Source organism: Mucilaginibacter sp. P2_D11, assembly GCF_056404435.1.
Map to the genome: position 1 here is coordinate 394,658 of NZ_JBFUEA010000002.1, position 12,974 is coordinate 407,631.

Sequence of the window (12,974 nt, forward strand, 5' to 3'; positions counted from 1 at the left end):
AACTAAGGCTTTCGCCATTTTTCTTGTCTCTTGGTTCTAAAACTCTTGCGTCTAATTTGCTCCTACGTTTATCAAATCGGCAAATACGCCAGCGGCGGTAACTTCGGCACCTGCGCCTGGGCCTTTCACTACCAGCGGGCGTTCTTTGTACCTGTCGGTTATAAAAGAGATGATGTTATCGCTGCCGCTCATCATATAGAACGGGTGGGCCTCATCAACCATTTGCAGGGTGATAGATGCTTTGCCGTTTTCCAGTTTGCCGATGTAACGTAACACTTTTTTATCCTTTTCGGCAGTGTTTTTTAAGTTTGCAAAGAAAGCATCTTCTGCTTTTAAAGCAGCATAAAAATCGTCTACGGTTTGCGCTTCCAGGCAGGCTTTGGGTAGTATGGCATCTATCAGCACATCGCTTGCTTCCATTTCGTAGCCAGCATCGCGGGCCAGGATAAGCATCTTGCGCATAAAATCTTTGCCGCTGAGGTCATCGCGCGGGTCGGGTTCGGTATAGCCTTTTTCCTGGGCTTCTTTCACCACATCGTGGAAATTGGCATCGCCCTTAAAGTAATTGAATATGTATGATATGGTACCCGAAAGGATGGCCTCGATGCGCTGCACCCTGTCGCCGCTGCTCATCAAATCCTTTAACGTACGGATGATTGGCAGGCCTGCACCAACGTTGGTTTCGTAAAAGAAATCCACCCCGTGGCGGCGCGCGGTATCCCTGAAGGTTTTGTATTGGCTGTAGCTTGCCGAGTTGCCTATCTTATTACAGGTAACTACGGAGATGTTCGATTTAAAAATCTCCTCGTAGAAGCCTATCGGGGTTGGGCTGGCAGTGTTATCAATGAACACACAGTTGGGCAGGTTCATCTCTTTCATGTGGTGGATGAAGGTTTTCAAATCAGCCACATGGTGCGATTGTTCCAGGTCATCTTCCCAGCTATCCAATGGCAAGCCATCGCTGCTGAACACCATTTTTCGGGTGTTGCTTATTCCCGCTATTTTAACCTGTATTCCGTTATTTTTTTGCAAAAATCCGGCGTTATCTGCCAGTTGCTTAAACAATGTTTTGCCGATGTTGCCCGTACCCAGGCAAAATGCGTGCAGCGTTTTGGTTAGCTCGATAAAGAAGGCATCATGTACCGCGTTCAAGGCTTTTGCCAGGTCGGTGGCGGAGATGATGACCGAGATGTTGTACTCCGACGAGCCCTGCGCAATGGCCCGTACGTTGATGCCGTTACGCCCCAGCGCATGGAACAGCTTGCCGCTTACGCCCGGCGTCTGCTTCATGTTTTCGCCTACGATGGCTAATATGGCCTGGCCTTTTTCTACCACCAGCGGCTCCAGCTTGTTGGCTAATAGCTCCAGCTCGAATTCCTGTTCTATCAGTAATTGTGCCTTGCCTACATCAGTGGGTTGTACCGCGAAGGTGATGCTGTGCTCTGATGACGACTGGGTAATGAGGATGATATTGATTTGCTCCCTCGCAAGCAACGAGAACAAGCGACCACTAAAGCCCGATTTGCCCACCATGCCGCTGCCTTCGAGGCTGAGGATGCTGATGTTATTGATGGAGGAGATACCCTTGATAGGCAGGGTAGATGATTTGCAATCGTGACGGATAACCGTTCCTGCAAACTCCGGCTCGAAGGTGTTTTTGATGACGATAGGTATCTTTTTCAAAAAAGCCGGGATCATTGTTGGTGGGTAAATTACCTTGGCGCCAAAGTACGATAGCTCCATTGCTTCGGTATAGGTGAGCTCTTCCAGCGAGAATGCCTTTTTCACCATGCGCGGGTCGGCGGTCATCATGCCGTTCACGTCGGTCCATATTTGTATTTCCTGTGCATTCAGTGCCGAGCCGAATATAGCTGCGGTATAATCGCTGCCGCCACGGCCGAGGGTGGTTATTTGCCCTGCTTCGTTACCGGCGATAAAGCCGGTTACAACCAACAGCTTGTCGCTGTTCTCGGCATAAAAGCCTTGTATCAGGCGGTCGGTAAGTTCTAAATTAACGCGGGCATTGCCAAATGCGCTATCGGTTTTGATGAGTTCTGATGCATCAACGAATATGGCTTCGGGGAAATGCTGCGCCGCAATCTTGGCAATCATCATAGCCGAGCAACGCTCGCCGTAGCTGAGGATGGTATCGCGGGTTTTGGCGGTAAGCTCGCGCAGGGTAAGCACACCCTGCAGCAATTCCTCTAACTGGTTAAAGTGGATCTTTAGGCGCGTGTAAGCAGGGTTTTGGTTTTGAATATCCAGCAGTGCCTTTACCACTTCAAAGTGGCGGCGTTCCAGTTCGGCCAGTTCTGCCGTAAACTCTTTGCCGGCCGCCGCACCTTCTGCCATAGAAATCAGTAGGTTGGTAATGCCGCTCATGGCCGATAATACTACCACCGGCTTGCTGCCGTTATTGTTCTCTTCCTTTAAAATATCCAGCAGTGTCTTGATGCTGCTTACCGATCCGACCGAGGTTCCCCCGAATTTTAGTACCTTCATTATTGCGATAAAAAATAAAAAAGCCTTCCTCTTTGCGGAGGAAGGCTTTCATTTGGTTTGTCTTTATGTTTTACACCATACGATTATCTTCCTCCAAGTTTTATCCCGGTGGTAATAATAGTTGTAATTGTGGTGTTGTTAGTTGTCATATATAATGTCGGTAAAGTAAGTAGATTATTTCCTAATAAACAAATGCCCGGGCGATTTTATTTTTAATTGCCTGTTTATCTTTCCTAAATTGCGGCCGTATGCAGGGGCTCGTAACAAAATCAACCGGAAGCTGGTACCAGGTGAAAGCCGGGGAACAGACTATAGATTGCCGTATTAAAGGAAAATTCCGCACCAAGGGTATTACCACCACCAACCCATTGGCCGTGGGAGACATCGTAGATTTTGAAATGGAGCCCGAGCAGGAAACGGGGGTAGTAACCAACCTGCACCAGCGCAAAAATTACATCATCCGCAAATCTATCAACCTAAGCAAGCAGGCGCAGATTATCGCTGCCAACCTGGATCTGGCACTTTTGGTAGTAACGCTGGCATCGCCCCGCACCTCTTTAGGCTTTATCGACCGCTTTTTAGTTACTGCCGAAGCCTACGGTATAAACGCCTGCCTGATATTCAATAAACTCGATCTTTTCAGCGACGAGGGATTGGAAATACTGGCCGAATACCAGGCTGTTTACGAGAACATCGGCTATAAATGCTACTCGGTTTCGGCATTGGAGGGGACGCATATCGATACTGTTCAGGATTTGTTGAAAGATAAGGTGACGCTTTTCTCCGGCCACTCGGGCGTTGGAAAATCAAGCCTGATTAACCGATTGCTACCCGATTTAGATCTGCGTACCCACATGATCTCTGACTGGAGCGACAAGGGTATGCACACCACCACCTTTGCCGAAATGTTTGAACTGCCGCAGGGTGGCTATATTATAGATACCCCGGGCATTCGCGAACTGGGCGTTATCGACATAGAAAAACAGGAACTTGGCCACTTCTTTCCCGAGATGCGCGAACGGATGAACCAATGCCGTTTCAACAATTGCCGCCATATCAATGAGCCGGGCTGCGCTGTGCTTGAGGCTATCGAAGAAGGTGATATCGCTATATCCCGTTACGATAGCTACCTGAGTATTTATAACGGCAACGATACGAGGGCTTAAAGGAAGAGGCAGGATCATTAGAGGCAAGAGCCAAGACTAAAAACAATATCCTTTTACTTCTGCGGCTTAGGCTTACTGCCGATTAAAAAATCCCTGAAGTAACTGCATTCACTTATCGCTGTTTTATAAAACTTCGTTTTTGAATAATTGGCCTTTAAATCGGGAAAGTAACTATTTTGTCTGAGGCCCAAATTATAGGCATCTACCCGGGCCTCATACTTTTTAAACGCTAAATTGTATTGCGTTTCATTGTCTATCCAATCTGGATAGAGCGGGAAAACTGCCCTTTTTTGGCGGCATTTTGCAGCCATAAAAGTGCATCGGGCTTTAAACTCGGCATCGTTGCTCAACTTGCGGGCCATTAAAAAATAAGCTTCGGCTTTGCGTGCATGCAGGTAATCGTTATCATAATAAAACCCATTAGTCCGGGTATTGTCATCGCTTGCCCTGCTGTAAGCCGTGTAAAACCAGGCGTTGCCATTATAGGTAACATTGTATAGGCCGTTTGCCATTTTATAATAGGTGGCGGCGGCTGGTTTGCCTGCGGCAATTTGCTTTTGCAGGGCGGCCATGCTTAGGGCATATTGCAGGCGATTGTAGCCCTCCACTTTTTTTGATGTTGATGCCCTGGGATAATCGTTCAGCCGGCCGGCAAACGCCACGGGGAATTCGTGCGCATTCATGCCTACAAGCGATACCTGGTTTAAAGCCTTTTCGTTAATGTGCTTTAGCGCACGCGCTGCCTGGGCATATTTGTGTTCGCGCAGATAAGCCGTGCCCAGCAAATCGTAAGTGTTGGTTACGTATTGGCGGCTCATGTTATCCATCAGCAAACGCAGGTATGGCCTTTTAGCGCCATCGGCTTGCCAGCGCAGTATTTTGTTGAAATGCCAGGAATGCATTTCATTTTGCCAAAAAGATGGCATATCAAACCCTAAGCTGTACGCTGTCGAGTATTTGCGTTTTACCGTCTTCTCGCTGCGCAATATGCATAAGGCCGCCATCGCGGTGTCTTTTTGCTTTAGGTAGGCGGGTGCCAGTATCCGGGCATAAAAATCGCGCGAGGAGGCCGAGTAATATTTTAACGCATAATCGCCCCAATATTTGTCGGTGTCCTTTTTCAGCGTGCGCTCCTGCCTTACTTTTCCCTCCAGCCAGGCTAGTGCCGGCAATAGCTTGCTTTCGGTAGCGGTATCGATGCTTTTAATGGTTTGCGAATACAGCAGCAGCGAAATCATCTGCTTTTCGTCGTAAAGTTTGGGGCGCAGCTTCATGCCATCTGTGGCAGCTAATGATTTAAAACCCGCTACGGAATCCTTCTGTATCCAGGAAAGATATGCCGAAGACAGGTGGCCCAAAGCTGGCTCTGGGTATTTATTATCAGTGGCCAGCTTATCGCAAAAACTTTTCAACTTGGGGATGTAATTGACATACGCCCGCCTCGCGCTGTCTTGCTGGCGGTGTTCGTAGTAGCCAGCCGGCCCGTATTCGTTACTGCCGGTAAGTTGGGCGTTTAGGTACCCTTCTTCTATCTTATTTATTTCGCGCAGCAGCAATACGCTGATGAGGGCCGAATGCGCATCGGCCTGGTATACTTTGCTTAGGTGACTAAGGCCGATATGTGCATCTCGAAACCCGGTAATGCCATAAATAAATCCTTTTTCGGCAGGTGTTTTTGCCTGGCGGATAACCTGCTCCAGTGGCGCACCCGTCCAGTTGAAGCTGTAATAGGCAGATATCCTCCGCTCGGGGTATTGGGCAAAAACTTTACTGAATAAGTAGGCTGCAGTTTCCCTGTGGTGTAAACGGAATTCTTCGCCTGCTTTTAACGATAGTGCCCAGCCCATCACATGGCTATCAGAACGAAACTTCGTAATGTACTTATCATAAACACCAGCAGCCTCTTTTATAAAACCCGAGTAGTGAAATAAACGCTGCGACTGATAATAATAACGGAGTTTTAAAAATTGGTCTTGCTCTGTACCGGCCATTGTAAAAGCTTCCTGGGCACGCTTCTTCATCAGCGTTGTATCTTTTGGATAAGGCTCCCAGGAGCGGTCGTAATTGTGTGCAGTAAATTGCTGTACCGATTTTGAGAAGTGGTAATATTTAAGCGCGTTAGTTTTTCGAGGCGTAAGCAGCACCTTCAGGAAGGTATTGTGCTGCAGGCTATCGGGTAATTTACCGGTAATGTAACGGTTTTGTGCAAGCAGCAACGAATCCGTTCGGTAGGGCAATTCATACATAGCGTGCTTTACGTCCTTTGTTTTCACCCCGGCTTTAAGGTATTCAGCCCATTCCCTTGAGTTAATATCGGCTTCGCTTACTTGTTCGGTATCATCATTTAAAAACGTCCATCCGTTATAATAAAACGACCAATAAGCATCGGTTTTGGGCAGGTTGGCATGAAAAAACGATGTATAATAATCGTAGGGATCCGCCTCTGGCCCGCAGGCGATATCTATGCCAATACCTATAAGGAAGACACCAAGCGTGCTAACGGTATATATCGTTAACCTCTTCAATTTGCTGGTAGCTGTAGGGCTTAATAACCGTTTCATCTAAATGGAAATAAATAATGCTAAGCGAATCGTTTTTTATTAATGGCGACAAGTAACCCGAAACGGTTTTTAAACCGGCCAAAGAAGTAGCCTCCCAACGTACTTCGTCGGCTTTCTCTAGTCCAAATTCCGGGATGCTTTCTGCTGCTTTGTAAATGTTGTTCCCTATAAAGATAAAGTGCTTTTTGTTATTTAAATCATCCTTTTTTATACTTTTTGAGATACCCGCATATTGTTTATTCCGGAATACAACAGCCCAGCTAAACAGGGGTAAGCCAACATCTAATGATATAGGATAATCAGCTATGTTGTCATTAGCATATTTCTTCAGCTCGTTTATATCCAGTATCGAGTTCTGCTTGCCGTATAGCCGCAGATTGCCCATGTTATAGCACATCAGCATTACTTTATCCGCAGGCGGGATGCCGTTTTTACGTAGGTTTTTTAGTTGGTGCAGCCTCAAAGTAACTGAAAGCGTTTTTTGCGATGCTCCCGGTTGCCGGGCAATTTGTTTAAGCAGGTAAAAGTAGTTGTCGCGCGTGGTGGCGGTCCAATCGCAATCAATTTGCAGCTCGTTATAGCCGCTTGCGCCCGATTGGGCCATTTTGCCTTTAACAAAGGCGGCAATCCGGCGGGCCAGGTCGTCGATAGCTGGTTTTGATATTCCTCTCAACACATCATTTACGACGAACACCACCGGCACAATTTTTTGGCCTGTCGGTACGGCTTGTTTAAAGGTAATCGGTGATACCGGGATGGGGCGGCCCTCTTCATTTAAATCCACATCCATCACGCGCAGGTACAAGTGACTTACGTGCAGATTTTTCAGGAGGGCTTGCTCCGCCGGGTTTTGGCTGTAAACGGTTTTCCAATAATAAAAAGAAACGTTTACCTTGTGGTGCCGCTTGCAGGCAGTAAACAATATTAGTAGAAACAGCAGGCAGCGTAATTTCATTGTTTCAAAAGTATTAAAATATAAAGTACTATGCGCGCAGTACTACAACGCGTTACACAGGCAAGCTGCACGGTTGATGGCAACGTAACCGGGCAAATTGGTTTGGGATTTTTGGTTTTAGTGGGCATAGAGGATGCCGATACGGATGAGGACCTGCAGTGGCTGGCACAAAAAATTGTAGGTATGCGCGTATTTGGCGATGAGAGCGGCCTGATGAACAAAGCCCTTGCTGATGTTGGTGGCGATATATTGCTGATATCGCAGTTTACGCTCTTCGCCCAAACCAAAAAGGGCAACCGCCCTTCGTTTATCCGTGCGGCCAGGCCGGATAAGGCCATACCAATGTACGAGAAAATGATAACCGTGCTGGAAGCCCTCATGGGTAAAAAGATAGCAACCGGCATTTTTGGAGCTGATATGAAGATAAGCCTATTGAACGATGGACCGGTAACCATTGTGATGGATACTAAAGATAAAGACAACCACTAAGCCATGGCAATTACGATAGAGGAAGCGCAGCAAGCCGTTGACCAATGGATAAAAACCACCGGCATCCGCTATTTTAACGAACTCACCAATACCGCCATTTTAATGGAGGAGGTTGGCGAGGTGGCCCGTATTATGGCAAGGCAATACGGCGAGCAATCCTTTAAAAAATCGGATACAGAAGTTAACCTGGCCGATGAGATGGCCGATGTGCTTTTCGTGCTGATATGCCTGGCTAATCAAACGGGTATTAATCTTACGGAAGCCCTGGAGAAAAACATGATCAAAAAAAGTATTCGCGATGCGGACAGGCATCGGAATAATGAGAAGCTGAAGTAGCCATGTTTAGATATAATATTTCTTTATTTTAGTTTTAACAAAATTATATTCTGTTTTATTTCGATATTTAACAATATAATAATGCATCTTGCGTTTGAAGTTTAAATAAACCGCAATATTATGAAAACCTATCTTATCTTATTACCCGCCTTAATATGCCTCGCGGCATGTAATAACCCTCGCCGGTCAGATGCACTTGCCTTAGATACTGCCGCTAATGTCGGGAGCTCGAAAGCCTTTAATGTGGATATGCCGCCTATGCCTAAAGTGGATGCAGCTAGATTTCCCCCGCCGGTGGTTGTGCCTGATGCCGAGGAGGGTGCGGGTTCCGCCGCCATCGCCATTGATGAACCAGTTGGTAATGCCGACGTACATCAGGTTACAGCGGATAAACCTGCGGCAAGCATTGAAAAAAAGATCATTAAAGAGGGCGATATCAGCTTCGAAACCGGCGACGTAGCAGCTACGCGCAAACAGATATTAGCCTCGCTCAAAAAAAATGGCGGCTATGTGGAGGAAGACAACCAAACCGATAATGGCGACGATAACCGGAAGGAATTCGTGCTGAACGTTAAAATCCCTGCCGCAAATTTCGATGCTTTCCTGGGTTCGGTATCCTCTACCGCAACCAAAATAGACAGCAAGAATATCAGCATAAAAGATGTTACTACAGAATTCATCGATACCAAAACGCGTCTGGAAAACAAAAAACTGCTGGAGGCGCGATACCTGGAACTGCTGAAACGGGCTACCAAAATATCTGAAATGCTGGAGATTGAGAATAAGCTTGCAGATATTCGCTCGGATATAGAATCTACGCAAGGGCAGTTCAATTACCTTAACAAGCAAGTAGCCTACAGTTCACTATCCATTACCTTTTATACCACGCAACCTGCACAAGTAGAAACCAGCGTGGGCTTTTGGTACCGGTTAAAGGAGTCGTTTAGCGATGGGTATGCGTTGTTGCAAAGCCTGTTCTTCGGCGTATTGTCCTTATGGCCTTATTGGTTTGTGCTGTTTGGGTTTTATATGCTTATTAAACGGTGGAGCAAACGCCGCAAAACAGCAAAAGCGGTTTAAACCAATTTCACCAGCTTATCGCCATCTAAAACCGGGATGGCGGTAGCAATGTCCACCTGCAGGCAAAAGGCAATGTCTTTTTCTATACCCAGTTTTTTCAGGCGTTCGCCGTGCGATGTTTTGCTGAGGTATTGCGGGATATCGTTTTTGCCCAACTGGAACAGGTCGTTAGCCGCGATGGATGGGTCGTCCAGTACGTAGCCATCGCCTTTCAACTGTTCGATTACCGCACCGGCAAAAAGAGTATCCTCCAGGTTGAAGTTATTCTTCCAGCCCGCGCAAACCAAGAGGATGTTTTCGTCTTGGGTCATCAGCCAGTTGCAAAGCGCGGTAAGGTTTAGGAACGAGCCGATAACGATGCGCTTTGCGCTGCGCGATAAATGCAATGCGTGGGTGCCGTTGGTAGTAGTAAGCACTACGGTTTTGCCCGATACCTTCTCCGGCGTGTACGAGAACGGAGAGTTTCCAAAATCAAAACCGTCCACTACTTTTCCATCGCGCTCGGCAGCCAATAGGTAATCCAATCCTTTTTCGCGGTATGCTGCGCACTCTTCAACTTCAGATACCGGTATGATGGCCTCTGCGCCGTTTTCGATGCCGTAGCAAATAGAGGATGTGGCACGGAAAATATCTATAACCACTACGATATAATCGGATACGTTATACAGGGGGATAAGCGCCGGGGTAAGGCAAACGTCTAAACTACGCGTCATTGGGTCATTGAGTCATTAGGTCATTGAACCATCGGTAGAAATAAGCCATCTGCAAATAATGACTCAATGACCCAATGATTCAATGACGGGCGAAGCCCCTATTTATAAAACGGCGGCTTTACCACCTTTGCTTTCACTTTGTTATCGCGGATGCTGATGAATATTTCTGAGCCTTCTTTGGCGAACTCATTCTTCACATAACCTAACCCGATTGCTTTTTGCAAAGATGGCGACTGCGTGCCCGAGGTTACGCGGCCGATGTTATTACCTTCGGCATCTACAATGGCGTAATCGTGGCGGGGGATGCCGCGGTCTATCATTTCAAAACCAACCAGCTTTTGGCTCACGCCTGCTTGTTTTTGCGCCTGCAATGCTTCGGAATTGGTAAACTCCTTGCTGAATTTGGTGACCCAACCCAGGCCGGCTTCCAATGGAGATGTAGTATCATCAATATCATTGCCATAAAGGCAAAAACCCATTTCTAAACGCAGTGTATCGCGTGCGGCCAAGCCAATAGGTTTTATGCCGTAGGGTTCGCCTGCTTTAAAAACGGCATCCCAAATAAATTCAGCATGCTCGTTATCGAAATATATCTCAAAACCACCAGCACCGGTATAGCCCGTGGCAGATACTACTACATTATCTATACCCGCAAACGTGCCTTTTTTAAAGGTATAGTATTCCATTGACGCCAGGTCGATATCCGTCAGGCTTTGCAAGGCATCGGCAGCTTTGGGGCCCTGCACCGCCAGCAGCGATGTGCGATCGCTGATGTTTTTCATCTCCACCCCATCGGTATTGTATTTGGAAATCCAATCCCAGTCTTTTTCGATGTTGGAGGCGTTTACCACCAGCATGTAGGTCTTTTCATCAATACGGTAAACCAGCAGGTCATCTACAATGCCGCCGTCTTCGTTTGGCAGGCAGGAGTATTGCACTTTGCCATCGTATAATTTTGAGGCATCGTTGCTGGTTACTTTTTGTATAAGCGCCAATGCGCCTTCGCCCTTTAGAATAAATTCGCCCATGTGGCTTACGTCGAATACGCCAACGGCTTTGCGTACGGTTTCGTGTTCGGCGTTGATGCCAGTATATTGAACCGGCATATTGTAGCCCGCAAAGGGTACCATTTTAGCGCCGAGCTGGGTATGTACCCCGGTTAATGCAGTATTTTTCATGGTTGTTATTTATCGGGGCAAAAGTAGTAAAATAGCTTTAAATGCCCACTGTTTAGATAACCGACTGGTAAAACTGAACCAGCCCGTCTGTAATCTTATTTACGTCGTGCTGCTGTTCTATCAACCTGCGGGCATTTTCGCCAACTATTCGGCAATATTCTTCATCGCGGATGCATTTGGCCATAGCGTCGTAGAATTCGCCGGCATTGTTCGCAATCAATATACTCTCGCCATCTACAAAGTTAATGCCCTCGGCACCGATGGTGGTAGAGATGATGCATTTTTGCATGGCCATGCCTTCAACGATTTTTACCCGCATGCCGCCACCGCTTAATAAGGGGACGATCATAATAGATTTGCTGTTTACAAATTCCAGTGCATCATCTACCTCGCCCTGTATAAATACCTTTCCGGGCACTTCGTATTCGTCGAATTCCTCGGGGATGGCGTTGCCGGCTACGTAAAATTTAACTTTCAGTTCGCCGTCTACGATATCCTTATGAAAATTATCCAGGAACCATTCTATCCCCTCGCGATTGGGCAACCAGTCCAGCGAGCCCAGGAAAAACAGGCTTGGGCATTCCGTTTTCTCCGGCTCGGGCCGGTACTTGCTTAAATCGACCCCTATAGGCAACACCTGCAGCGGTATTTTGGTGCCGAAGGATAGCATGGAGGTTTTATCCTGACCGGTAAACACGGCAATGCCATCGAATTTGTTAAGCAGTTCGAGTTCGTAGGTTTTTACGCGGCGGGCAAGCAGGTTAAGGTACCATTTTTTAAAGGGGTCGCCTTTTTGCTGGGCCAGCCTGCGCCATACCTGGTGCTCTATATTGTGCGCACGGTATATCACCTTCGCCTTAGATGCTTTGCGGATGGCGCTGAGGTACGGCGCTACGAAGAGCCCTTCCAGCTGGATAATGTCGTAGGCATTATCCTTCAGGTTCTGCGCCAAAAGCTTTTCGAACCCCACGTTATAATACTTATCGATATTATAAGGGTTTTTGGTGAACAGGTTGCTTACGAATTCTACTGCCGATACATGCGTATCTATATCATACTCGGTATAGGCTATTTTGTTGAGCAGTTCGTCGCGTTCAGAAATTTTATCGGTATGTTTTTTTACGTTAATTGAAATGAGCGATACCTGGTGCCCGTGCGAAACTAAACCCTTTATGGTGTTACCCACCACAATAGGGTAGCCTCCGTTTTGCGGAAACGGCACACGGTGCGTTAAAATAAGTATCCTCAAGGCGTGTAAATAACTGGTTTGGCCAAAGGTATCAAACGCGGCACGCTTTGGCAACGCGGGGCCTAAAAAATACTCAGTTGCGGGTCGGTAACGCGGAAAGTTTTACGATGATATGGCGTATGGCCCAGTTCCATCACCGTTTTGCGGTGGCTGGTGGTGGGGTAACCTTTGTTGCTGTGCCAATTGTATTCGGGGTGCTCTGCGGCAATTTGCTTCATATAATCGTCGCGGTACGTTTTGGCGAGGATGGATGCCGCGGCTATACTGAAGTACTTGCCGTCGCCTTCTACTATGCAGGCATGAGGCGTGGTACCGTATTTATTAAAGCGGTTGCCATCTATTATTAAAAACTGCGGCACCAAATGCAATTTTTCAATAGCACGGTGCATAGCCAGGAACGACGCATTAAGGATATTGATCTGGTCTATCTCCAGGTTATCGCACCAGGCCACCGCATGGGCCACCGCTTTTTGTTCTATTTCGATACGAAGCTGGTAGCGCACCTCTTCGCTGAGCTGTTTAGAATCGTTAAGCAAATGATGGTCGAAATCATCGGGCAGGATGACCGCAGCCGCAAACACAGGGCCGGCAAGGCATCCGCGGCCCGCTTCGTCGCATCCCGCTTCCAATAAATCGTGCTGGTATCGTGCTAATAACATTTTTTGTTTCCCTGCTGCAAATATCCAAAATACTGCATTGGGCTGCAACATGCAAGCACAATTAAAACATCATCCTTTTTAAACAA

General features: G+C 47.2%; 11 protein-coding genes. 4 read left to right on the forward strand and 7 right to left on the reverse strand.

Features of this window, described 5'->3' with window-relative positions; translation table 11 throughout:
• Window positions 1-51: 51 nt before the first annotated feature.
• The gene (gene thrA, locus AC1DXC_RS04685; RefSeq protein WP_477457976.1) at window positions 52-2,502 is read right to left on the reverse strand and encodes a bifunctional aspartate kinase/homoserine dehydrogenase I; all 2,451 of its coding nucleotides are present in this window, start codon (window positions 2,500-2,502) and stop codon (window positions 52-54) included.
• 248 nt (window positions 2,503-2,750) lie between these two features.
• On the opposite strand from thrA, the gene rsgA reads away from it, so the two are divergent.
• A complete protein-coding gene (rsgA, locus tag AC1DXC_RS04690) occupies window positions 2,751-3,668 on the forward strand; it encodes a ribosome small subunit-dependent GTPase A (protein WP_477457977.1) in 918 nt (305 codons plus the stop codon).
• Between the two features lie 53 nt (window positions 3,669-3,721).
• Here the strand turns inward: rsgA and AC1DXC_RS04695 are convergent, their stop codons facing one another.
• Both AC1DXC_RS04695 and AC1DXC_RS04700 read right to left on the reverse strand, forming a co-directional pair.
• Window positions 3,722-6,229, reverse strand: a complete 2,508-nt coding sequence (locus AC1DXC_RS04695) for a hypothetical protein (protein ID WP_477457978.1) — start codon at window positions 6,227-6,229, stop codon at window positions 3,722-3,724.
• Window positions 6,165-7,184, reverse strand: a complete 1,020-nt coding sequence (locus AC1DXC_RS04700) for a hypothetical protein (RefSeq protein ID WP_477457979.1) — start codon at window positions 7,182-7,184, stop codon at window positions 6,165-6,167. The genes AC1DXC_RS04695 and AC1DXC_RS04700 overlap by 65 nt, the downstream gene beginning before the upstream one ends.
• A gap of 30 nt (window positions 7,185-7,214) precedes the next feature.
• Here AC1DXC_RS04700 and dtd point away from each other — a divergent pair, with 30 nt between their 5' ends.
• From dtd to AC1DXC_RS04715, 3 genes are all read left to right on the forward strand, one after another.
• A complete protein-coding gene (gene dtd / locus AC1DXC_RS04705; protein WP_477457980.1) occupies window positions 7,215-7,673 on the forward strand; it encodes a D-aminoacyl-tRNA deacylase in 459 nt (152 codons plus the stop codon).
• A gap of 9 nt (window positions 7,674-7,682) precedes the next feature.
• Window positions 7,683-8,009 (forward strand): nucleotide pyrophosphohydrolase, encoded by a 327-nt coding sequence (locus tag AC1DXC_RS04710; RefSeq protein ID WP_477458016.1) that lies wholly within the window; start codon window positions 7,683-7,685, stop codon window positions 8,007-8,009.
• A 120-nt stretch (window positions 8,010-8,129) separates the two neighbouring features.
• On the forward strand, window positions 8,130-9,089 hold the full coding sequence (locus AC1DXC_RS04715) for a DUF4349 domain-containing protein (protein ID WP_477457981.1): 960 nt from the start codon (window positions 8,130-8,132) through the stop codon (window positions 9,087-9,089).
• On the opposite strand, the gene AC1DXC_RS04720 is transcribed toward AC1DXC_RS04715, so the two are convergent.
• From AC1DXC_RS04720 to AC1DXC_RS04735, 4 genes are all read right to left on the reverse strand, one after another.
• Complete coding sequence (locus AC1DXC_RS04720) at window positions 9,086-9,802, reverse strand: 2-phosphosulfolactate phosphatase (RefSeq protein WP_477457982.1); 717 nt, start codon at window positions 9,800-9,802, stop codon at window positions 9,086-9,088. The genes AC1DXC_RS04715 and AC1DXC_RS04720 overlap by 4 nt on opposite strands.
• Before the next feature lie 98 nt (window positions 9,803-9,900).
• On the reverse strand, window positions 9,901-10,980 hold the full coding sequence (gene gcvT / locus AC1DXC_RS04725) for a glycine cleavage system aminomethyltransferase GcvT (RefSeq protein WP_477457983.1): 1,080 nt from the start codon (window positions 10,978-10,980) through the stop codon (window positions 9,901-9,903).
• A 52-nt stretch (window positions 10,981-11,032) separates the two neighbouring features.
• Window positions 11,033-12,229 carry a glycosyltransferase family 4 protein gene (locus AC1DXC_RS04730; protein WP_477457984.1) on the reverse strand — a complete coding sequence of 399 codons (1,197 nt, stop codon included), beginning with the start codon at window positions 12,227-12,229 and terminating at the stop codon, window positions 11,033-11,035.
• Between the two features lie 62 nt (window positions 12,230-12,291).
• Window positions 12,292-12,888, reverse strand: a complete 597-nt coding sequence (locus AC1DXC_RS04735; RefSeq protein WP_477457985.1) for a ribonuclease HII — start codon at window positions 12,886-12,888, stop codon at window positions 12,292-12,294.
• Window positions 12,889-12,974 lie beyond the last annotated feature (86 nt).